A 21,288-nucleotide genomic window follows, 5' to 3' on the forward strand; every position below is an offset into this window, starting at 1 on the left:
ATCGAGCACTACAACACTCAACGCCGCCACAGCGCACTCGGAGGCCACCCACCCATCACCCGATTGCAACCAACCTGATGGCCAAATACACCTAGGCGTTAGCGAGCCGCAGCCGTTCGGGACCTTGCTCGTGCACGGCGTCACCTGACGGGGTCGGGTCGCCGTGCAGCACTTCCCACCGTGCGTTGTGCACGGCGGTCCACATGCTCGCGGCCCACGCGATCTCCATCTCCTCGGCGGAGAACGCCCGCCCGCGCACCCGTTGGTACGTCTCGATGAACGCCGCCGAGCTCTCCACCGGCACCAGGCCCGGTGGCGGCACGTTGGCGAACGCTCCGGAGGCCGCGCCCACCAGGGCGGCCTCCGGTTGCCACGCCAGGCTGTCCCAGTCGTGCACGGCCAGCACCTCGCCGCCGTGCCAGCGGAGGTTCTGCGCCTCGAAGTCGGCGTGCCCGAGGACGCACGGCAGATCGGTGGCCAGCAACCGCTTGCGCAGCCGAGTGGCGGCCTCGACGACGAACGGCGGCACGACGCTCTGGTCCCGTACGTCGAGGAAGTCGATGGCGGGCCACAACCCTGGATCGGTGTGGTCCCACCGGGCCCAGCGGGGAGCGGGCACCGGCGGCACGGAGACGTCCGCCAGCAACGCCATCGACCAGGCGAACACAGCGGCGTAGCGCCGGGCGACGTCAGGGGTGTCGCCCCGCAGCATCTCCCCGCCGGGCACCGGTTCCTCGGCGTGCACCGCGAGCCCGTCCGCCCGCACCACCGGCGTCAGCGGCCGTGGGCAGGGGAAACCCCGCTCCGCCAACGACTTCTGCGCGGCCAGGCACGAGGCCGCCCGGCCGTCGTCCGCGCGGGCCTTCACGTACGCCGAACGCCCGTCCGCCAGCCGCACCCCGAAGACCGAGGAGATCGAGACGCGGTCGTAGAACACCTCGACCGGCCCGCTCCCCAGCTCGGCGGCGCACCAGGCGGACAGGTCGAACGTCATGCGCCGAGGAGCTCGGTCAGCAGCAGCGGGTTCATGTAGTCGTCGTACCGGGCGATCTCGCCGTCCCGCAAGTGGATGATCGCGACCGCGGTGAACGAGTAGTAGTCCTGCTTCACCTTCGACCAGCCGCGATGCGTGATCTCGGCGACGACGACGTCCGGGTCGTCGGTGAGCCGGGTGATCGCCTCGACGTCCTGGATCTCGATCTTCTCCCGGACCCGCGCGCCGCGCATCCGGTCGAAGTAGGCGCGGATCGCCTCCCGCCCCTGGATCTCCGGCTCCTGGAACGGCGCCGGGAAGCGGTAGGCCATCACGCCGTCCTCGGTGAAGAGGTCGGCGAACGAGTCGTGCATCTGCTCCCCCGCCACCTGGCGCCGGACGTGTTCGACGATCTGTGCTGGTGTGCGCGTCATGATCGACCCCTCGTAGAATCGGAACGGTGACCCCGCTTAAGACGATACGGAACGCACGCCCCGGTTGGCAACGATGAGGGCCGACGCCGCGCGCAACCGCGAGAAGGTGCTGCTCGCCGCCCGGGAGCTGTTCGCGGAGCAGGGCTTCGACGTGCCGCTGGACGAGATCGCCGCGCGGGCGGGCGTCGGGCCCGGCACCGTCTACCGGCACTTCCCGACGAAGCAGGCGCTGTTCCAGGCCGTCACGGAGTCCCGCGTCCAGGCCATGATCTCCTCGGCGGCGCCCTCGGACGACGCCGGCGCGGACCTCACGGCGTTCCTCACGAAGATGGCCGGTGAAGCGGCCGCCAAGCGCGACATGTCCGACGCGATCGCGGTCCCGTCAGAGCTGCGCGACTCCCTGCACGCCACGCTCGGCGGTCTGCTGGAACGGGCCCAGGCCGCCGGGGCCGTGCGCGCGGACATCACGACCCGGGACCTGGTCGCGCTCATGAAGGGGATGCTCCAGAGCATGCACGAGGGCGCGAATCCCGCCGTGCTGCTGGAGATCGTGCTGACCGGGCTTCAGTCGAGCCGGAAGCCGTAGGGCAGTTCGAGCCGGTGCCGCGCCAGCAGGTCGGCGTCGGCGAGGATCTCGCGGGTCGGGCCGTCCGCCACGACCACGCCGTCGTCGATCAGCACGCTGCGCGGGCAGATCTGGAGGGCGAACGGCAGGTCGTGCGTGACCATGAGCATGGTGGGCGCCAACGAGAGCAGCAGCTCGGCGAGCTCGCGGCGGGCCACCGGTTCGAGGTTCGCGGACGGTTCGTCGAGCACCAGGATCTCCGGCGAGCAGGCCAGCACGGACGCGAGCGCGACGCGGCGCCGTTGACCGCCGGAGAGGTGCAACGGCGAGCGGTCCGCGACCGACTCCATGCCGACCGACCGCAACGCCCTCGCGACCCGGTCGTCCACATCGGACAGACCGAAGTTGCGCGGCCCGAACGCCACGTCCTCGGCGACCGTCGGGCAGAACAGCTGGTCGTCGGGGTCCTGGAAGACCAGGCCCACCCGGCGGCGGATCTCGCGCAGGTTCCCGCGGTCCACGTCCAGCCCGGCGACCGAGATGGACCCGGAGCCACCGGACAGCACTCCGTTGAGGTGCAACGCGAAGGTGGTCTTGCCGGCACCGTTCGGGCCGAGCACCGCGACCCGTTCGCCCCGCTCCACCCGCAGGTCCACGCCGAACAACGCCTGGTGGCCGTCCGGGTAGGCGAAGGCGAGCTTCGAGACCTCCAGGGCGGGTGCGGCGGGCGTCTTGGGCACGATCGTCATCGTGCCGGAAGGCCTGCCGGTCCAGCCGCGCGACACCATGGCGAGGTGCACCCTCTCTCCGCGTTCGTAGGACCGGATGAACAACGTGCCGACCGATCGGGTGAGCGCCCCGGCCTGCCACAGGAACCGCGGGTCGTCGCCGCGCGAGATGCGGGCGACCCGCATCCGTTTCGCTTCCCCCACCACGACTTCGCCGTAGCGCAGCATCAGCGTCGCGATCATGATCAACGGCGCTGGCACCCGCAACGTCTGCAACCCTCGCAACAGGTCGCCGGGCGCGGTCGTCGCGGCGAGCGTCAGGCTGATCAGCACGCCCAGCGTGCCCTTGACCAGGATGTTCCAGCCCGCCAGTGATCCCTCGACGGACACCGAGACGCCCAGGACGTCGGTGCGCGGGTCCGTACCGAAGATCGGCAGCAGGAACGCGAGCACCACGAACGGCGCCTCGATCACCGCGCGCTTAAGGAACCACAGCACGGGCACCCGCGCGACCGCCCACACCGCGACGATCAGCAGCAGGTACAGCCCGAACAGCGGGAACGCCGTCCGGGGCGTGGCCACGACGCCCAGCACCGCCGCGAACGCCACGAGGATCTTCACGTGGGGCGCGAGGCGGTGCACCGGCGAGTCGCCGGCGTGGTGCAGGACGTCGTGGCTGCCGCTCACCTACGCGTCGGTCTTCTTGCGCAGGAACCAGAACAGGCCGAACGACAGCGCCAGCACCACGACCACGCCGAGCACGCCGGCGAGCCCGGTGAACTTGTCGTCGCCGCCGAACGCGTAGTCGGCGAAGGTGCTGCCCGAGAACGGGTGCTCCTGCGCGTGCTCGGCGATGCCGGTGTCCTCGACGGTCTTGTCCAGGCCGTCCGGGTCGCCCGACGCGAAGTACGACAGCACCCCGGCGATCAGCAGCGACACGAACGCGAACCCGATGAAGAACTTCTTCACGACCGCACCTCCAGCGGCTTGGCGTTGCCCTTCAGCAGGTAGACGAGGTCGGGCCGGATCGCCGCGACCGACGTGACGGTCGCGGCGGTGATCAGGCCCTCGCCGATGCCGATCAGCGCGTGCAGGCCCCACATCAGCAGCGCGACCTTGCCGATCTCGACGCCGCCCGCGCCGCCGATCGCGTACTCGACGACGAAGCCCGTCGCGGCCAGCAGCGTGTTCACGAAGGCCGAGACGAACGCGACCGCGGCGAGCCCGCCCTTGCCCCTGAGGGCGAACTTCCGGAGCGCGACGGCGACCAGGAATCCGGTCGCGGTGCCGATCAACGCCATGTTCGTGACGTTCGCGCCCAGCGCCGTGAGGCCGCCGTCCGCGAACAGCAGCGCCTGCACGACGAGCACGATCGTCACGCACAGCGCACCGACGTACGGACCGACCAGGATCGCCGCGAGCGCACCGCCGAGGAGGTGCCCGGAGGCGCCGGGCAGGATCGGGAAGTTGATCATCTGGACGGCGAAGATGAACGTGGCCACCAGGCCCGCCATCGGCGCCGTGCGGTCGTCGAGGTCCGCCCGGGCCTTGACCAACGCGAACCCGACGCCCACCGCCGCGATGACGAGGAAGACGACCGAGACCGGCGCGTTCAGGAGACCGTCGCTCATGTGCATGGCAACAGGTGACATGAGCCGAGACGCTAATTGCCCGACCTCGGCTATGGCTAGGACTGTGCAACAACGATTTGCAGGCAAGAAGGCGTTGATCGTCACAGACTTCGCTAGTCATCGGATGACTTCTGCGGTTAGATCCGTTCCGCCGCCGCCCCGGCACGGAGGGACATCCAGTGACAGAGCTGTCGCGTAGAACCTTTTTGTACGGAACGGGTGCGGCCGTGGGGGCTTCCGCACTGGGCGCGGGCACCTCGGTCGCGGCCCCGTCAACCCCCGAAACATCGGGTCACAACGTGCACCGGGACGTGGTCCGGGACGCTCGCATGGAATGGAAGCGGCTTCCGGCGAATTGGGGCGATAGTCCCTTTCTCGCCAACGGTTTCCTCGGTGTCCAGGTGTACGCGGGCCGCACTCCGGACGAGCTGAAGCTGATGCTCAGCCACTCGGAGGTCCAGGACCAGCGCGAGCACTGGGAGGCCGCGGTAGGCCTCTCGCGCCTGCCCATCGGTTATCTGACGCTCAAGTTCGCCGGCGCGATCACCGCCGTCGACTGGACTCTCGACCTGTGGAACGCCGAGCTCACCGGCTCGGTCACGACCACGCAGGGCTCCGCGACGTTCACGATGCTCGTCCACAACACGCGCAGCACGTTCCTGGCGACGGTCCGCGGCGACGCGACGTGGAACTTCCAGCCGCTGGAGTCCTCCACCACCCGCCAGATCCGCAGGCCGGCGGACTACACGGCGAACCCGGCGCCGACGGTGAGCACCGCCAACGGCGTCTCCTACGCGGCCCAGCCCCTGCACGCGGGCGGCGGCTACACGACGGCGTGGCAGACCCGCGGCACCCGGTTCGCCGCCCACGTCGCGTACACGCACCCCGCGAACACGCACACGTCCGACGCGATCCGCGAGGTCCGCCAGGCGCTCGCGATCCCGTTCGAGGTGCTGACCCTTCAGCACCGCCGCTGGTGGAACGCCTACTTCGCGAAGTCGCTGATCTCCGTGCCGGACAAGCTCGTCCAGCGCTTCTACTGGCTTCAGCTCTACAAGATGGCCGCCGCCACCCGCGCCGACGCGCCGGTCATCTCCGAGTGGGGCCCGTGGTTCCCCGAGCAGGGCAACAGCTGGACGGCCGTCTGGTGGAACCTCAACGTCCAGATCTCGTACCCGCTGATCAACGGCTCGAACCACCACGAGCTCGACGCCGTCACCACGACGTTGAAGCGCTTCGAGCACAACCTGGAACTCAACGTGAACCCGTCGTACCGCGACGGCAACTCCTACGCGATCTGCCACCCCGGCGACCGCACGCTGCGCTCCGGCCCGCGCTACTGCGGCGTCCCCGGCGTGGCCCCCAACGACCACACGGGCAACCTCCTGTGGGCGTGCCACAACGTCTGGCTCGGCTACCGGCACACGATGGACAGGAAGATCCTCAAGGACGTCCTCTTCCCCATCCTCACCAAGGCCGTCAACTACTACGCCCGCTTCCTCACCGAGGGCGCCGACGGCAGGCTCCACCTCCCGGAGACGCGCTCCCCCGAGTACGCCAACGCCACGGACACGACCTACGACCTGTCGCTGATCCGCTGGGGCGTCCGCACCCTCCTCTCGATCGAGGAGAACCCGCGCTGGCGTGACATCGCGACCCGCCTGGTCCCCTACGCTCAGGGCCCGAACGGCGCGCTGATCGGCAAGGACGTGTCGCTGAACGACTCGCACCGCCACTTCTCGCACATGCTCTGGTTCTACCCGTTGCGCGAGCTGACCTACGACATGCCCGAACACCGCGCGCTGATCGACAAGACGTTCGACCACTGGGTCTCCCGTCGCGAGGCGTGGGCGGGCTACAGCTACGGCGCGGCCTCCGCGATGGCGTCGGCGATGAACCGCCCGGAGGAGGCCCTCTCGTTCCTGCGCTACTTCCTGGACCGCAAGCAGGTCGGTGCGAACGCCGTCCTGACCGAGAACACCTTCTACCGGGAGGGCGGCAACCTCGCCATCGAGTCGCCGCTGATGTCCGCCCAGGCCGTGCTGGAAATGATGGTCCAGTCGCACAACAACACCGTCCGCGTCTTCCCGTCGGTGTCGTCCACTTGGGCCGATGCCTCGATCTCGTCCCTGCGCACGCAGGGAGCGTTCCTAGTGGACGCTTCCCGCTCGTCCGGCCGCACAGACTGGGTGAGGATCCACTCCGAGGCGGGCGCTCCCCTGCTCCTGGACCACGGCATCAAGGGCGACATCGACGTCCGCGACGCCTGGGGCCGCCGTCTGGAGTACAAGTCAGTCGGTTCCGCCATCGAGATTCCGCTCCGCCGAGGCCAGAGCGCCGTGGTATCGCGCCGCGGCACGCGCCCCACCACCACAGCCCGTGATGTGAACGCGAACGGCTCGTCTTCCCGCTGGGGTCTGCCGTAACGTACAAATTCGAACTTTCGGGACCGAGCGGGGTGTGCGGTGGACCTTCAACACTGGCTGAACGAGGCCCTGGCCAACCACGAGAAGTGGACGGCCGACTACGGCACCTTCACACCCCACTCGTCCCTGCAGGTCGACCCCACCGTCTTCGGCTCGGCGCTGGCCGAACTCCAGGACCGCCTGCGCGACAACTACCCGTTCTTCCACCCGCGCTACGCGGGCCAGATGCTCAAGCCCCCGCACCCGGCGGCGGTCGTCGGCTACCTCAGCGCCATGCTGATCAACCCGAACAACCACGCCCTGGACGGCGGCCCGGCCACCGCCACCATGGAACGCGAGATCATCTCCGACCTCGCGCAGATGTTCGGCTACTCCACCCAGCACCTGGGCCACCTGACCTCCAGCGGCACCATCGCCAACCTGGAGGCCCTCTTCGTGGCCCGCTCCCTGCACCCCACGCAGGGCATCGCGTACTCCGCGGAGGCCCACTACACCCACTCCCGGATGTGCGGCGTCCTCAACATGGAGGGCCACGCGGTCCAAGCGGACAACCGGGGCCGCATGGACCTGGACGCCCTGGAGACCCTCCTCAAAACGGGCAAGGTCGGCACCGTCGTCGTCACCCCGGGCACCACGGCCCTGGGCGCGATCGAACCGGTCCACGAGGTCCGCGAACTGACCCGCCGCTACGACGCGAGGGTCCACGTCGACGGCGCCTACGGGGGCTTCTTCACCCTCCTGGCCGGCACAGACCTCCCCGCGGCCCCCTGGCAGGCCATCGCCGACTGCGACTCCGTGGTCGTCGACCCCCACAAACACGGCCTCCAGCCCTACGGCTGCGGAGCGGTCCTCTTCAAGGACCCGGAGGTGGGCCGCTTCTACCTCCACGACTCCCCGTACACGTACTTCACCTCGGACGAACTCCACCTGGGCGAGATCAGCCTGGAATGCTCCCGCGCGGGCGCCGCGGCAGCAGGCCTCTGGCTAACCCTTCGTCTACTCCCGTTGACACGTGACGGCCTCGGCGAAGTCCTGGCGGCCGGCCGGCGGGCAGCCGTCCGCTGGTCCGAAATGATCCGCGAGTCCGACTCCCTGGAGCTCTACCAGGAGCCCGAACTGGACATCGTCACGTACTTCCCGCGCACCGACCCCCGCACGCTCTCGGCCATCGACGCGGCCTCACACCGGGTCATGGACACGGGCATGAACGCCCCGGAGGACCCGATCTTCCTGAGCGTGGCCCGCGCCTCCAGGGCGGCCTTCGAGGCACGGCACCCCGGCATCACGGCGGACGCGGACGGCGCACGGGTGCTCCGCAGCGTCCTGATGAAGCCGGAGTCCGAGGACTACCTAGACACGCTCCACGCCCGCGTGCTCAGCCTGCTGGCACGCTGACGCAAAGGTCCCCTTGGCCACAGGCTCCCCCGCGACCCAACGTACTCACCAGGTCTGACACTCCGACCAGCCGCGAAGGCGAAGGCGAAGCCGAGCCCGTACGAGCGCCGCACATCGGAACAGCGGTGTGGTGACGTACCAGCACAAACGCAACCACGCACGCTTGAGATCGGGGCTTGACTTTGGGTGCGAGGTGCTAGCTTCTCGAGCTCGGCCGGGCGCTTTTCAGCCCGGCCTTTTCCGGCCGATGAGCGCCTCGCAAGGGCCCCGAAGTCAAGCCCCAATCTCTATCGTCGCGCAGCGGCGATGCATGGACCACGCTCGTCCGCAGTTGTCTTTGCACCCGACGCAACCACCGCACTGGTGACATGCCCCAAAACGAACGGCCCCAACGCCGAATGGGCGACTCACCCCCGGTGAGTCGCCCACACAACACAGCACAACCTCTAGCCGTGCTTTGCCCGCCGCCCGGACCGACGCGGCGGCAACGGCGTGTCCCCGCGCAGGTCCAACCGCCGCTGCTCCCCGTTGGCCTCGAGATGCGTGACCATCCGCCGCAACATCTCCGCCAGCGACTGAGCCTCGGAGGACTCCAGCGGGTCCGAGACGAACACCTCTTCCTCGTTGAACTTGGGGAAGAGGTCGGCCATCAGTTCTTCACCCTCAGGGGTGAGCCGCAGAACGGCCAGCCGCCCGTCCGTCGGGTGCCCGAGACGTTCCAGCAGCCCGCGCGACTGCAACGTCTTGGCGACGCCGGTCAGGGTCCCCTTGGAGATCCCGGCCTCCTCGGCGACGTACCGCGTCTCCATCTCGCCCCAGATCCACACGACCCAGAGCACGACGAAGCCGGTCCAGGTCAGATCGCTGGTGCGCAGCACCGAGTTCTCCAGGTGCTGCCGGATCGCGGTGGCGGCGCGGTGGATGTTCGACACCGCCGCCATCTGCTCGCGATGCAGCGGCACCGCACCGAGCTTCGCCTGGACGGCTTTCTCGGTCTCGGCAATCGTGTGGTGACCAGACAACTCAAAGTCTCCCGTGCTCGGACCTCAGGTGTTCCCGGCACAATACTTGCGGTTCCGAACTATGTCTGTGATGTGGTGCGAGTCGATCCGCAACCTCTTTGATCACGATCCCACATCGTGCATGATCTCGTGACGGTCGTCACCCGTCCAGTTACGGACTGTTGCCCGGTGGTGGACGATGAGTGCGGAGCACCGACTGGTCTTTGCTCCACGGAGCGGTCGATAGCGTTTGCCCCTCAACGTTATCCCCTCCGCGTCAGCGACACACTGTGCCGGAAAGGTAGTTCGACGTGGTCGGTGAACAGGTGACACGGGAACTCGCGGCGAGACTCGGCGAGGAAGGGATCGACGTGGTGCGCGTCGTGTTTCCCGACCTGCTCGGCACCGATCGGGGCCGTGACGTCCTCGTAGAGCATCTACCTGCGGTTATTCAGCGCGGACTGAGCTTCTGCAGAGCTGTCTACAGCACCACACCCGGTGGTCAGACCACGGAGAACGGGGGTGTGCTCGACGCCGGGCTGCCCGACGTGATCGTGGTCCCGGACCTCGACACGCTCCTCCCGATTCCGTGGGAGCCGGGCGTGGCGTGGTGCATCGGCGACGCCGTGAGCCCCGCGGACGAAAGGCCCGTGGACGAATCGCCGCGGCAGGTGCTGCGCAGGGCCCTGGAAATATTCGAGACCACCGGTCTGAGCCCGGTGGTCGGTCCCGAGCTGGAATATTTTCTGTGCGAACCGGACGAAGATCGCCCGAACGGGTGGCGTCCCTACTGCGATGAGCCGGGCAACGTCTACGCGACGGGCCGCCGCGGCGATTCAGACGGTCATCTGTTGAGAACTCTTCGGACGCTCTCCAGCGCGGGTCTCCAGACGACCGGGGGCAACCACGAGTACGCCGGCGGGCAGTTCGAGATCAATCTCGTCCATTCGCCCGCCATGGACGCGGCCGATCGCGCGTTCCGCTTCAAGACGAGCGTGAAAGAACTCGCACGGCGCGAAGGCAGGCTCGCGACGTTCATGGCGAAGCCGTTCAACGACGGCGGCGGCAGCGGGTTCCACCTGCACCTGTCGTGCCACGAGAAGGACGGCCGCAACGCGTTCCAGGCGCCGGGCACGAGCAGCGGCCTGTCGGACGAGGCGCGCTGGGCCATCGGCGGCATCCTCAAGCACGCCCCGGCCCTGGCCGCGCTGCTCAACCCCACGGTGAACTCCTACAAGCGGTTCGGGCCGGACTCGCTCGCGCCGTGGCTGATCGACTGGGGTCTCGACAACCGCAGCGCGATGCTCCGGGTGCCGGCCGAACGCGGCGAGACCACCCGCCTCGAACTGCGGCTCGGCGACGCCAGCGCGAACCCCTACCTCGGCATCGCCGGCCTGATCGCCGCCACCTACCTGGGCATTCGCGACCAGATCGAGCCGCCGCGGCCGTCCGCGGGCTACGGCTACGACCCGTCGAAGGCCCCCACGCTGCCCGCGACGCTGCCGGACGCCCTCGCCTACCTGGAGGAGGACACGGCGATGGTCGACGTGCTGGGCAAGGACTTCATCCGGTCCTATGTGGACTTCAAGTGGGAGGAGGTGGCCCGGTTCCAGCGGTTCGTGACCGACTGGGAGTTCACCGAATACGCGTACCACCTATAGTTCACCTGCGATGACTGCACTCACGGACCGGCTCACCTCGATCGCCGACGAAGACGAACTGTTCGACGCTTTCTCCACCTGGGCGACCGAGCGCGGCCTGGCGCTGTACCCGGCGCAGGAGGAGGCGGTCATCGAGCTCGTCTCGGGCGCGAACGTCATCCTCAGCACCCCCACGGGGTCCGGCAAGAGCCTGGTGGCCATCGGCGCCCACCTGGTCGCGATGGCGGGCAACCAGCGCAGCTTCTACACCGCGCCCATCAAGGCGCTGGTCTCGGAGAAGTTCTTCGCGCTCTGCGAGGTGTTCGGGCCGGAGAACGTCGGCATGATGACCGGCGACGCCAGCGTCAACGACCAGGCGCCCATCATCTGCTGCACCGCCGAGATCCTCGCGAACATCGCGCTGCGCGACGGAACCGACGCCGACGTCGGCCAGGTCGTGATGGACGAGTTCCACTTCTACAGCGAGCCCGACCGCGGCTGGGCCTGGCAGGTCCCGATCATCGAACTGCCGCAGGCCCAGTTCCTGCTGATGTCGGCGACGCTGGGCGACGTCTCGTTCTTCGAGAAGGACCTGACGCGCCGCACCGGCCGTCCGACGGCGGTGGTCCGGTCGGCGCAACGCCCGGTGCCGCTGAACTTCCAGTACGTCACCACGCCGTTGCACGAGACGATCGAAGACCTGCTGCACGGACGTGAGGCGCCGATCTACGTCGTGCACTTCACGCAGGCCGCCGCGCTGGAACGCGCGCAGTCGCTGATGAGCGTCAACGTGGCGACGAAGGCCGAGAAGGAAGAGATCGCTTCGACGATCGGCAACTTCCGGTTCTCGTCCGGGTTCGGCAAGACGCTGTCGCGGCTGGTGCGGCACGGCATCGGCGTGCACCACGCCGGCATGCTGCCGAAGTACCGCCGCCTGGTCGAGCAGCTCGCGCAGGCAGGTCTGCTGAAGGTCATCTGCGGCACGGACACCCTCGGCGTCGGCATCAACGTGCCGATCCGCACGGTCGTGTTCACCGCGCTCTCGAAGTACGACGGCACGCGCACGCGCATCCTCAAGGCCCGGGAGTTCCACCAGATCGCCGGGCGGGCCGGCCGCGCGGGCTACGACACCGTCGGCACCGTCGTCGTGCAGGCGCCGGAGCACGAGGTCGAGAACATCAAGGCGCTGGCCAAGGCCGGCGACGACCCGAAGAAGCGCCGCAAGGTCGTGCGCAAGAAGGCCCCGGACGGCTTCGTGTCGTGGAGCGAGTCGACGTTCGAACGGCTCGTCGGCGCCGAACCGGAGCCGCTGACGTCGTCGTTCCAGGTCTCGCACGCGATGCTGCTGAACGTGATCGGCCGTCCCGCCGGTGGCGCGTTCCAGGCGATGCGGCACCTCCTGGAGGACAACCACGAGGACCGGGGCAAGCAGCTCAAGCACATCAAGCGCGCGTTGGCGATGTACAAGGCGCTGGTCGCGGCCGGTGTCGTGGAACGCCACGGCGACGACTTCCGCCTCACGATGGACCTGCAGTTCAACTTCGCGCTGAACCAGCCGCTGTCGCCGTTCGCGCTGGCCGCCGTCGAACTGCTCGACCGCGAGGCGCCGGGCTACGAGCTCGACGTCCTGTCGGTGATCGAGTCCATCCTGGACGACCCGCGGCAGATCCTGGGCGCGCAGGAGCACAAGGCGCGCGGCGAGGCGATCGGCGCGATGAAGGCCGACGGCATCGAGTACGACCAGCGGATGGAGCTGCTGGAGGAGGTCACGTACCCGAAGCCGCTGAACGACCTGCTGGAAGCCGCGTTCTTCACCTACCGCCGCGGCCACCCGTGGGTCGGCGACTACCATCTCTCCCCCAAGGCCGTCGTCCGCGACATGTACGAGCGCGCGATGACGTTCACGGAGTACGTGGCGTTCTACGGCCTGGCCCGCTCCGAGGGCCTCGTGCTGCGCTACCTCGCCGACGCCTACAAGGCGTTGTCGCAGACCGTCCCGGACGAGGCGAAGACCGAGGAGCTGCAGGACCTGATCTCGTGGCTCGGCGAGCTCGTCCGCCAGGTCGACTCGTCGCTGATCGACGAGTGGGAGAAGCTCACCAACCCCGGCGACGAGGCCGCCCCGGAGGTCCGCGTCGACCTGCCGCCGGCCGTCACCCGCAACGTCCGCGCCTTCCGCGTCCTGGTCCGCAACGCGCTGTTCCGCCGCGTCGAGCTGGCCGCGAAGCGCGACTGGTACTCCCTCGGCGAGCTCGACCACGAGTCGGGCTGGACGGCCAAGGAGTGGATGGACGCGCTGGAGCCGTACTTCGAGGAGCACTCGGACATCGGCGCGGGCCCGAACGCGCGCGGCCCGGCGTTCCTGATCATCAACGTCGAGCGCGAGCGCTGGGTGTGCCGGCAGATCTTCGAGGACCCGGCCGGGGACAAGGACTGGGGCTTCAACGCCGAGGTCGACCTGGCGGCGTCGGACGAGCTGGGCGAGGCGGTCGTGACGATCACGGACGTGGGTCGTCTCTGAGCCGTCGTTCGTCGAGGCGCGCCATCAACCAGCGCGCCTCGTCCGGGCTGATCGGCAGCTCCTCGTAGGTGTTGCCGCCGTTGCTGATGCCCCTGAGCAACGAGCAGCGCTCCCACTCGCCCCTGCGGTAGGCGTACTCCTGCCAGGAGTCGCCTCGGACCAGCGCGATCGCGTTGGCGAGGTCGAGAGCGCCCTCCACGCTGGTGAAGATCGCGTGGTACGAGCCCGGCTCCCACACGTGGTCCCGCTGGAACGTCCGGTGCGCGAACGCGAGCTTGAACGCCTCGAGGTCCGCCGAAGTCTCCTGCGACACCTCCTCGACCCGCAGTCCGCTCCGGCCGGCGAGGCCCGCCAACAGCTCCGACGCGCTCCACGCCAGCTCGCGGGTGAACGCCCGCTCGTGCTCGCCGTCCACCGCGACCACCGCGAACGGCAGGTGCGGCCCCTCCGCCGACAGCACGCGGAAGCACCGGCGCGCGGGCCTCGCGGCGATCACCGCCTCGGCTTCCTCCTCGGTCACCCGGCGCGCGGCGTCGGACGTGTCCACCCGCTTCAGGTACTGGAGCATGCCCGACCGCACCCAGCCGGCGGGCCCGACGTGGATCTGTTCACCGCGCATCCCGGTGCGGATGACGGCCTGCACGCCGGGCCGGAAGTCCCGGACGACGAAGTACTTCATGTGATCCCCCCAGATCAGGCGAACCCCAGTCATATCACGCGGTTACCGCCACAAACGGCGCAGCGGCTACGGCAAAAGAGGTCATTCGCACACCGGGAGGATGTAACACCAATGCCGCGTTTAGAGTGCCGGGACCCTACGTGACGTCGGAAAACCTCCCCCATAGTTGAAACAACACACATTCCCCAGTTGAGACAAGCGCCAATTGAGACGGAATGCGCAATCGATTGACCGCGCGACGCCGTTGGGGGCAACATCATTGCGCTGCACCACTGAGGGCGGGATATGGTGATGCCCAGTGGGAGAAATTCCTGGCGCAGCCCGGCTGGAGGAGTGAAGTGGACCCGGCACTGGACGCCTTTCGCGACCGGCTGGCGGAGATCGTCGCGTCACCGCCGGACACCACCGAGCAGCTCGTGGACACGTTGAGCGGTCTCGCCAAGCTCTCGAACCAGTGGTCCGAGGCCATCCAGGCGTTGCGCGCCCCCACCCGCAGACTGATCGGCCCCGCCGCCGCCGCGTCCGTGAGCGTGGCAGCCCGGCGTGCCGAGGAGTCGTTCATCGAGCTGGAGATCACGCTCGGTGACGCGCTCGCCGCACAGCCCCGCGCGCTCCGGCAGCCCTAGCGACCGCCCTCTTCCCCGTCCGATCGCCGCCTTTTTGACTGACAAAAGCGGACGACGTGCCTGACCAGGCAACTGCACGCTGCGTGATAGCGGCATCGGTCTCTCATCCGAGACACACCCGATCGGAGGGTTTCCGCACGTCCTCCCCCTGGCGGATGATGCGGCCGATCGGGGTTGCGCGGGCAGGAGGGGGAACACGCGGTGCACACGCAGTGCAACCGGACCCCCGCGGCGGGTCACCCTCCGTGAGGGGGCATGATCGCGTATCCGACGCCCTCGGCTCACCCGGCGCGCGATGACCGAGCGTGGTCTAATCGCCGCCACGTGAGGATCGGCCGCACACAGTTTGGACTCGATCTCGAATGACCTCAGGTCTGCCCTGCCCCATCTGCGAGGGGCCGGATCGACGTGGCAGCCTCGAACGCTCGCTGAGGGTGCTCGCCGTCGACGACGAGGCGCCCGCGCTGGAAGACCTCACGTACCTGTTGCGCTCCGATCCGCGCATCGCTCACGTGGAGGCGGTCACCGACGCCACCAAGGCGCTTCGGGTGCTCCACCGCGCCATGGACGCCGGGCAGCCGTTGGACGCGGTGTTCCTCGACATCCGCATGCCCGGCCTGGACGGTCTCGACCTCGCCCGCGTGCTGTCGCGGTTCGCGCAGCCGCCGCCCGTCGTGTTCGTGACGGCGCACCAGCAGCCCGCCGTGGAGGCGTTCGAGCTCAAGGCGCTCGACTACCTGCTCAAGCCCGTGCGGCCGGAGCGGCTCGCGGAGTCCGTGCACCGCATCGTGCACGAGGTCTGGGACTCGAAGGCAGCCGCCGCCGAACCCGCCTCGCCCGCGCCGGTGCAGCAGGCCAACTCCACGCCGCCGGAGATGGGTGACGAGGTCATCCCCGTCGAACTCGGCGGCGTCACCCGGTTCATCCGCCTCGCCGACATCCGGTACGTGGAGGCGCACGGCGACTACGCCCGCCTGCACACCGCGACCGGCAGCGGCCTGGTCCGCGCGGCGCTCAACGGTCTCGAGGAACGGTGGCGCAGCGCGGGTTTCGTGCGCATCCACCGCAGCCACCTGGTCTCGCTCGGCCACATCGACGAGCTGCGCCTCGAGGACGGGCACCTGAGCGTCACGATCGGCGGCGCGGTGCTGCCGGTCAGCCGCCGGCACGCCCGGCACCTGCGCCAGCTGCTCGTCCGCCGCGCCCGGCCCACACCCGTCGCGGGTCAGGCCGCTTCCGCCGGCGTCCTGCAACCGAGGAACGGGCTGGGGTCGTGACGACGCCGCCACCTCCGCGGCCGGACCCGAAACCGACCCAGCGCGTGGTGGTGACGAGCCCGCGCACACGGGCACCCCGCGCACGACGCCCGTACTCGGGCACGCGCGAGATCAACGAGCAGAGCGAGCTCGGCGCCGTCTACATGCGCACGCTGATCCGCGCGCAACGGCGGCTGGGCCTGTCGGTGTGCCTGGTGGCGTGCGGCGCGCTGGGCCTGCTGCCGTTGTTGTTCGCGATCGAGCCGGAGCTCGGCAAGTTCCGGATCCTCGGGCTCGGGCTGCCGTGGTTCCTGCTGTGCGTGGCGACGTGCCCGATGCTGCTGCTGGCCGGCTGGTTCTACGTGCGGCAGGCCGAGCGCAGTGAGCGCGAGTTCGCGGAGCTGGTCGAACGTCCATGACGAGTGGTTACGCCATCGTGGCGGTGGTGGTCATCGCGCTCGGCACGATCCTGGTCGGCACCTACGGGCTGCGGGTCTCCCGCACCACGTCCGACTTCTACGTCGCGTCGCGCACCGTCTCGCCGTGGTGGAACGCCTCCGCGATCGGCGGCGAGTACCTGTCGGCGGCGTCGTTCGTCGGCATCGCGGGGCTGATCTTCGCCTACGGGCCGGACATGCTGTGGTTCCCGGTCGGCTACACCGCCGGGTACCTGGTGCTGCTGACGATGGTCGCGGCGCCGCTCCGCCGTTCCGGCGCGTACACGCTGCCCGACTTCGCCGAGGCCCGCTTCCGGTCGCGCGGCGTGCGGGCGGTGGCGTCGATCCTGGCGCTGGCGATCGGCTGGCTGTACCTGTTGCCGCAGCTGGAAGGCGCGGGCCTGACGCTGAACACGGTGACGGGTGCGCCGGACTGGGTGGGCGCGCTGATCGTCACGGTGGTCGTGACGGTGAACGTGATGTCCGGCGGGATGCGGTCGATCACGTTCGTGCAGGCGTTCCAGTACTGGTTCAAGCTCACCGCGATCGCCGTGCCGATCGCGTTCCTGATCATCGCGTGGCAGGTGCAGGGCGCCGACTCGCTGACGAAGCCGGAGTACCCGACGTTCCGGCAGGACACCGAGGTCTCGTTCCAGCGGACCACGACGATCCACGCCGAGAAGCCCATCTTCGTCAAGGGCACCGGTGTGATCGACGACGTGCGGATCGAGAACGCGGGCTTCACCCTCGTCGACGGCTACCACCGCATCGGGCAGGGCTCGGAGTTCACGTTCCCGAAGGACGCCCCGGTCCCCCATCTGTCCACGATGGAGCACAACACCAACGAGATGTGGTCGCTGCCGATGTCGAGCGGCCAGGACTTCCCGTTGTACGGCGCCTACTCGCTCATCATCGCGACGTTCCTCGGCACCATGGGCCTGCCGCACGTGATCGTGCGCTTCTACACCAACCCGAACGGCACCGCGGCGCGCCGCACGACGTTGATCGTGCTGGGCCTGCTGTCGGTCTTCTACCTGATGCCCCCGATGTACGGCGCGCTCGGCCGTCTCTACACCCCCGAACTGCTGATGACGGGCCAGACCGACGCCGTGGTGCTCGTCCTGCCCACCCGGATGATCGAGGGCATCGGCGGCCAGCTCCTGGGCGCCCTGGTGGCGGGCGGCGCCTTCGCGGCGTTCCTCTCCACGTCGTCGGGCCTGGTCGTCTCGCTGGCGGGCGTGCTCTCCCAGGACGTCCTGCGCCTGGGCGGTGTGCGCGGCTTCCGCATCTCCACGGTCCTCGCGGGCCTGGTGCCGCTCGCGATGACGTTCATCTCCACCGGCATGCCCGTGGCGGACATGGTCGGCCTGGCCTTCGCCGTGGCCGCGTCGTCGTTGTGCCCGTTGCTCATGCTCGGCATCTGGTCCACCAGGACGACCACCATCGGCGCCATCGCCGGCATGCTCGCGGGCGGCGTCCCGGCCCTGACCGCGGGCCTGGTCACGATGTTCGCCGACACCGGCGACGCCTGGTACGAAATCCTGCTGTCCCGTCCCGCCGCCTGGACGGTCCCCCTCGGCTTCACCGTGATGTACGTCGTCTCGCTGCTCACCCAGCGCCACACGCCACCGGGCGTGCAACGAACGATGGTCAAGCTCCACGCGCCCGAGAACCTCGGGCTGGACGGCGCCGGCAACTCCCAGGCCGACGAGCGAAGCTAGAAGGTGACGCCCCGATGCAAGACTTCCTCACCGCGGCCGCGATCCTGATCGTCGGCGGAGCAGCGGTCCTCGTCCTGTGGCGAGGCACGCGCAACAAGCAGCAGCTCTCCACCGAGGCCCAGCGCGTCACCTACGAAACCCTCCACACAGCCTGGTCAGCCGCCCCGCCCCTGCGCGCGGGCCTGGTCCCGGACGCCGCCAAGAAGTCGGCAAGGCACCTCCGCACCCTGCTGGACACCCCGGCCCTCGCCCTGACCGACGAGACAGAGGTGGTCGCCTGGGAGGGCGTCTCCGACCACCACGCGGAAGACGCGATGGCCCAGGCGGAAGACGTCTTCCACACCGGCCGGACCCAAGCCTTCGACATAGGCTGCGCGGAACCCAACTGCCCCATCAACTGCGCGGTGGTCGCCCCCCTGACCGTGGAAGGCCGAGTGGTGGGCACGCTCGCCGCCTACTCCCGGGAAGCCTCAGCGGGACTGGTCCGTGCCACCAACCAGGTGGCCCGTTGGGCAGCAGGCCAACTGGAGCTGGCCGAACTCGACCGCTCCCGAACCCGCCTGGTAGAAGCCGAAGTGCGAGCGCTTCGAGCCCAGATCTCGCCGCACTTCATCTACAACTCGCTCTCCGCCATCGCCTCGTACGTCCGCACGAACCCAGAACGGGCCCGCACCCTCCTCCTGGACTTCGCCGACTTCACCCGCTACTCCTTCCGCCGCCACGGCGACTTCACCACCCTCGCCGAGGAACTCCGCTCCATCGACCAGTACCTGGCGCTGGAACGAGCCCGCTTCGGCGAACGCCTCAAGGTCACCCTCCAGGTGGCGCCGGAGGTCCTCCCGGTGACAGTCCCGTTCCTCTGCCTCCAGCCTCTGGTGGAGAACGCGGTCCGCCACGGCATGGAAGGCAAGGTGGAGCCGGGCCACATCCAGATCTACGCCAACGACGGCGGCGCCGAAGCCCACATCACCATCGAGGACGACGGCATCGGCATGGACCCGGAGAAACTCCGCCGCACCCTCGCGGGCCAGGTCGACGAGTCGGCAGGCATCGGCCTGGGCAACATCGACGAACGCCTGCGCCGCGTCTACGGCGACGAGTACGGCCTGGTGGTGGAAACGGCCTGCGGCCTGGGCACGAAGATCACGGTCCGCGTCCCGAAGTACCACGCGGGCATCAACGGCATGTGAGACCGGACGGCGCGACAAGCGGTCCACCGGCACGATGAGCGGTCACTCGTTAGCAACGCAAACAAGAAGCCGGAGCCACCCCCAAGGTGACTCCGGCAGGTCTTGCATCCCCTGAACGGTCCCGATCAGCCTCAGCTGGCAGCCTTGGCCGCACGCCGGTCGGCCGCGTCCAGCACGGCCCGAACCCAGTCGACCTCGTCAGCCCCGCAGGCTCCTTCGGCCACGGCGCGCCGAAGCCGAACCCACAGCCCGAGGTCGGTCCACTCCTGGAACCGCCGGTGCACGGTGGGCACAGTCACCCCGAACGAAGCCGGCAGGTGCCGCCAGGCACACCCGGACGACAGCACGAACACGATCGCCGTGAACACGGACCGGTTGCACACCCGCCCACGTCCACCGCCCTGACGCCGCACCTTGGCCGGCGGGATCAGCGGCTCGACCAGCGACCACAGGTTCGCCGAGACCAGCCGCGACGAGAGCTGCTCGATCACGTCTCCGCGACCGGCCTCGACGCCGTGCTCGGCGGAGGGCCAGGAGGTGGAGCGCATCCAGGAGTCGGTGCGCGGGGCCACGTCGGCGGGCCGCGGGTCCTGGCGGGCGGACTCGGCGCGCTGACGGGAGCGGAGCAGGGTCGCGAGGGCGGTGTCCTCGGCCGTGGTGCGCCGCTGCGGCACGGCGTACGCCTGGTGCTGCTGGGCGTGCCGGGCGATCTCGGCACCGACCGTCCGGCGGAACGAAGGGTTGCCCGCCAGACGCGGGTCCACCGGCTGGCCGTAGCGCACCGGCACCTGGCCGACGGGCGGGCGAGCGGCGGTCGGCATCTGGCCGACCGGCTGGCGCGCGGTGACCGGCACCTGGCCGGACATCTGGCCGGTGACCGGCTGACGCGGGGCCACGGGGCGCCCAGGCACCTGACGGGGCGGGACCTGCCGCGCGAGCCGCGGGTCCGGGGTGCGAGCGAACTGTGAGTCGGTCATGGTGTGGTCCTCCGCCAGGACTTTTTCCGTCAGGTGACAGCGCTCACAGTAAGAAGGCGGCCAGAAAACAGGTAAGTAGGTAGGCCAAACAAGGCGATGAACGGACGTGCGGTGGCGATGCGCGGCCGGTCCTGTTGAGACGAGTGGCGCACGGTCTGCGACGAACGGATAACCGGTCGTGTGCCTGGTGACACGACCGGGTGACGGCTTCCTGTCTCCATCGAGCGGTAATGATCCAGTCGTTGACGGCCCGGTTACCGTCGACGTGTGAAGCTCTTGGCCACCAGCGATCTGCACGTCTCCTACCAGGACAACCGCGACGTCGTGGAAGCGATCTCATCGCCGGACGAGTCGGACTGGTTGATCGTCGCCGGGGACATCGGCGAGAAGTTCGCCGACATCGAGTGGACGCTGCGGAAACTCCGCCCGAAGTTCGCGAAGCTGATCTGGTCGCCGGGCAACCACGAGCTCTGGACCACCAAGGACGACCCCAACCAGGCCCGCGGCGAGATGCGCTACAAGCAGCTCGTGGAGCTGTGCCGCAGCCTGGACGTGATCACGCCCGAGGACCCGTACGTGACGTTCGACGGCCCCAACGGCCCCGTCACTGTCTGTCCACTATTTCTCGGGTACGACTACTCCTTTAGGCCACAAGGCGCCACGGACGTGAAGTCGGCACTCGCGATCGCGCACGAAGCGGGAGTGGTCTGCACGGACGAGTACTTCCTGCACCCCGACCCGTACCCGTCGCGCGAGGCCTGGTGCCAGGCGCGCGTGGCGGAGACCGAGGAGCGGCTCAGCGCGATCAACGGTCCGACGGTGCTGATCAACCACTACCCGCTCGTGCGCGACCCCACGTTCGTGCTGCGCTACCCCGAGTTCGCGCTCTGGTGCGGAACCGCTCTCACCGCCGACTGGCACCGCAGGTTCAACGCCGTCGAGATGGTCTACGGCCACCTGCACATCCCCCGCACGACGCGCTACGACGGCGTGCGCTTCGACGAGGTCTCGCTCGGCTACCCGCGCGAGTGGAAACCACGCGGCACCACCCAGGTGAAGCTGCACGACGTACTGCGGGAGTCGTAACA

At 69.0% G+C, this 21,288-nt stretch carries 18 protein-coding genes and 2 pseudogenes; 11 read left to right on the top strand and 9 right to left on the bottom strand.

Translation table 11 applies throughout. The features are described 5' to 3' along the window. Positions 1-91 precede the first annotated feature (91 nt). Together ACFWNN_RS29790 and ACFWNN_RS29795 are read right to left on the bottom strand one after the other, a co-directional pair. On the bottom strand, positions 92-994 hold the full coding sequence (locus ACFWNN_RS29790) for a phosphotransferase enzyme family protein (RefSeq protein ID WP_382443246.1): 903 nt from the start codon (positions 992-994) through the stop codon (positions 92-94). Beyond that, positions 991-1,407: a nuclear transport factor 2 family protein gene (locus tag ACFWNN_RS29795; protein ID WP_382443247.1), complete on the bottom strand. Its 417-nt coding sequence runs from the start codon at positions 1,405-1,407 to the stop codon at positions 991-993. The genes ACFWNN_RS29790 and ACFWNN_RS29795 overlap by 4 nt, the downstream gene beginning before the upstream one ends. A gap of 73 nt (positions 1,408-1,480) precedes the next feature. Here ACFWNN_RS29795 and ACFWNN_RS29800 point away from each other — a divergent pair, with 73 nt between their 5' ends. Continuing rightward, positions 1,481-1,993 carry a TetR/AcrR family transcriptional regulator gene (locus ACFWNN_RS29800; protein ID WP_382443248.1) on the top strand — a complete coding sequence of 171 codons (513 nt, stop codon included), beginning with the start codon at positions 1,481-1,483 and terminating at the stop codon, positions 1,991-1,993. On the opposite strand, the gene ACFWNN_RS29805 is transcribed toward ACFWNN_RS29800, so the two are convergent. The 4 genes and pseudogenes from ACFWNN_RS29805 to ACFWNN_RS29820 all read right to left on the bottom strand — a co-directional run bounded on the left by ACFWNN_RS29805 (position 1,972) and on the right by ACFWNN_RS29820 (position 4,352). Next, complete coding sequence (locus tag ACFWNN_RS29805; protein WP_382443381.1) at positions 1,972-2,721, bottom strand: energy-coupling factor ABC transporter ATP-binding protein; 750 nt, start codon at positions 2,719-2,721, stop codon at positions 1,972-1,974. The genes ACFWNN_RS29800 and ACFWNN_RS29805 overlap by 22 nt on opposite strands. Before the next feature lie 72 nt (positions 2,722-2,793). After that, a pseudogene (locus ACFWNN_RS29810) lies at positions 2,794-3,387 on the bottom strand (energy-coupling factor transporter transmembrane component T family protein); the annotation flags it as partial. Next, entirely contained in the window at positions 3,388-3,669 is a 282-nt protein-coding gene (locus ACFWNN_RS29815; protein ID WP_382443249.1) for a PDGLE domain-containing protein, read from the bottom strand. Then, complete coding sequence (locus ACFWNN_RS29820) at positions 3,666-4,352, bottom strand: energy-coupling factor ABC transporter permease (protein WP_382443250.1); 687 nt, start codon at positions 4,350-4,352, stop codon at positions 3,666-3,668. The genes ACFWNN_RS29815 and ACFWNN_RS29820 overlap by 4 nt, the downstream gene beginning before the upstream one ends. A 380-nt stretch (positions 4,353-4,732) precedes the next feature. On the opposite strand from ACFWNN_RS29820, the gene ACFWNN_RS29825 reads away from it, so the two are divergent. Next, positions 4,733-6,757: a glycoside hydrolase family 95-like protein gene (locus ACFWNN_RS29825; RefSeq protein WP_382443251.1), complete on the top strand. Its 2,025-nt coding sequence runs from the start codon at positions 4,733-4,735 to the stop codon at positions 6,755-6,757. Positions 6,758-6,796: 39 nt separating this feature from the next. Then, entirely contained in the window at positions 6,797-8,152 is a 1,356-nt protein-coding gene (locus tag ACFWNN_RS29830) for a pyridoxal phosphate-dependent decarboxylase family protein (RefSeq protein ID WP_382443252.1), read from the top strand. A gap of 446 nt (positions 8,153-8,598) precedes the next feature. Here the strand turns inward: ACFWNN_RS29830 and ACFWNN_RS29835 are convergent, their stop codons facing one another. Next, a complete protein-coding gene (locus ACFWNN_RS29835; protein WP_030474059.1) occupies positions 8,599-9,174 on the bottom strand; it encodes a MarR family winged helix-turn-helix transcriptional regulator in 576 nt (191 codons plus the stop codon). A gap of 305 nt (positions 9,175-9,479) precedes the next feature. On the opposite strand from ACFWNN_RS29835, the gene ACFWNN_RS29840 reads away from it, so the two are divergent. Both ACFWNN_RS29840 and ACFWNN_RS29845 read left to right on the top strand, forming a co-directional pair. Continuing rightward, positions 9,480-10,814 carry a glutamine synthetase family protein gene (locus ACFWNN_RS29840; RefSeq protein WP_382443253.1) on the top strand — a complete coding sequence of 445 codons (1,335 nt, stop codon included), beginning with the start codon at positions 9,480-9,482 and terminating at the stop codon, positions 10,812-10,814. Between the two features lie 10 nt (positions 10,815-10,824). Then, entirely contained in the window at positions 10,825-13,314 is a 2,490-nt protein-coding gene (locus ACFWNN_RS29845) for a DEAD/DEAH box helicase (protein ID WP_382443254.1), read from the top strand. Here ACFWNN_RS29845 and ACFWNN_RS29850 read toward each other — a convergent pair. Further along, the gene (locus ACFWNN_RS29850; protein ID WP_382443255.1) at positions 13,292-13,993 is read right to left on the bottom strand and encodes a hypothetical protein; all 702 of its coding nucleotides are present in this window, start codon (positions 13,991-13,993) and stop codon (positions 13,292-13,294) included. The genes ACFWNN_RS29845 and ACFWNN_RS29850 overlap by 23 nt on opposite strands. A 338-nt stretch (positions 13,994-14,331) precedes the next feature. Here ACFWNN_RS29850 and ACFWNN_RS29855 point away from each other — a divergent pair, with 338 nt between their 5' ends. From ACFWNN_RS29855 to ACFWNN_RS29875, 5 genes are all read left to right on the top strand, one after another. Beyond that, on the top strand, positions 14,332-14,619 hold the full coding sequence (locus tag ACFWNN_RS29855) for a hypothetical protein (RefSeq protein ID WP_382443256.1): 288 nt from the start codon (positions 14,332-14,334) through the stop codon (positions 14,617-14,619). Between the two features lie 362 nt (positions 14,620-14,981). Beyond that, positions 14,982-15,896 (top strand): LytR/AlgR family response regulator transcription factor, encoded by a 915-nt coding sequence (locus ACFWNN_RS29860; protein ID WP_382443257.1) that lies wholly within the window; start codon positions 14,982-14,984, stop codon positions 15,894-15,896. Then, positions 15,893-16,294 carry a hypothetical protein gene (locus ACFWNN_RS29865; RefSeq protein ID WP_382443258.1) on the top strand — a complete coding sequence of 134 codons (402 nt, stop codon included), beginning with the start codon at positions 15,893-15,895 and terminating at the stop codon, positions 16,292-16,294. The genes ACFWNN_RS29860 and ACFWNN_RS29865 overlap by 4 nt, the downstream gene beginning before the upstream one ends. Next, positions 16,291-18,033, top strand: a complete 1,743-nt coding sequence (locus ACFWNN_RS29870) for a cation acetate symporter (RefSeq protein ID WP_382443259.1) — start codon at positions 16,291-16,293, stop codon at positions 18,031-18,033. Before ACFWNN_RS29865 ends, ACFWNN_RS29870 begins: the two co-directional genes overlap by 4 nt. A gap of 14 nt (positions 18,034-18,047) precedes the next feature. Then, positions 18,048-19,223, top strand: a complete 1,176-nt coding sequence (locus tag ACFWNN_RS29875) for a sensor histidine kinase (RefSeq protein ID WP_382443260.1) — start codon at positions 18,048-18,050, stop codon at positions 19,221-19,223. Positions 19,224-19,357: 134 nt separating this feature from the next. On the opposite strand, the pseudogene ACFWNN_RS29880 reads toward ACFWNN_RS29875, so the two are convergent. Further along, positions 19,358-19,714 (bottom strand): annotated as a pseudogene (locus ACFWNN_RS29880) (transposase); the annotation flags it as partial. Between the two features lie 753 nt (positions 19,715-20,467). Here ACFWNN_RS29880 and ACFWNN_RS29885 point away from each other — a divergent pair. Further along, complete coding sequence (locus ACFWNN_RS29885; protein WP_382443261.1) at positions 20,468-21,286, top strand: metallophosphoesterase family protein; 819 nt, start codon at positions 20,468-20,470, stop codon at positions 21,284-21,286. The last annotated feature ends 2 nt before the right edge of the window (positions 21,287-21,288 follow it).

The sequence above is a fragment of the Lentzea sp. NPDC058450 genome (assembly GCF_042721395.1).
GTDB lineage: Bacteria > Actinomycetota > Actinomycetes > Mycobacteriales > Pseudonocardiaceae > Lentzea.

Excerpts from the sequence above, each read along its gene's own strand:
- ACFWNN_RS29795 (WP_382443247.1), bottom strand. The coding sequence starts at position 1,407 with ATGACGCGCACACCAGCACAGATCGTCGAACACGTCCGGCGCCAGGTG.
- ACFWNN_RS29870 (WP_382443259.1), top strand. The coding sequence starts at position 16,291 with ATGACGAGTGGTTACGCCATCGTGGCGGTGGTGGTCATCGCGCTCGGC.
- ACFWNN_RS29850 (WP_382443255.1), bottom strand. The coding sequence starts at position 13,993 with ATGAAGTACTTCGTCGTCCGGGACTTCCGGCCCGGCGTGCAGGCCGTC.
- ACFWNN_RS29860 (WP_382443257.1), top strand. The coding sequence starts at position 14,982 with ATGACCTCAGGTCTGCCCTGCCCCATCTGCGAGGGGCCGGATCGACGT.
- ACFWNN_RS29800 (WP_382443248.1), top strand. The coding sequence starts at position 1,481 with ATGAGGGCCGACGCCGCGCGCAACCGCGAGAAGGTGCTGCTCGCCGCC.
- ACFWNN_RS29845 (WP_382443254.1), top strand. The coding sequence starts at position 10,825 with ATGACTGCACTCACGGACCGGCTCACCTCGATCGCCGACGAAGACGAA.
- ACFWNN_RS29820 (WP_382443250.1), bottom strand. The coding sequence starts at position 4,352 with ATGTCACCTGTTGCCATGCACATGAGCGACGGTCTCCTGAACGCGCCG.
- ACFWNN_RS29805 (WP_382443381.1), bottom strand. The coding sequence starts at position 2,721 with ATGACGATCGTGCCCAAGACGCCCGCCGCACCCGCCCTGGAGGTCTCG.
- ACFWNN_RS29790 (WP_382443246.1), bottom strand. The coding sequence starts at position 994 with ATGACGTTCGACCTGTCCGCCTGGTGCGCCGCCGAGCTGGGGAGCGGG.
- ACFWNN_RS29875 (WP_382443260.1), top strand. The coding sequence starts at position 18,048 with ATGCAAGACTTCCTCACCGCGGCCGCGATCCTGATCGTCGGCGGAGCA.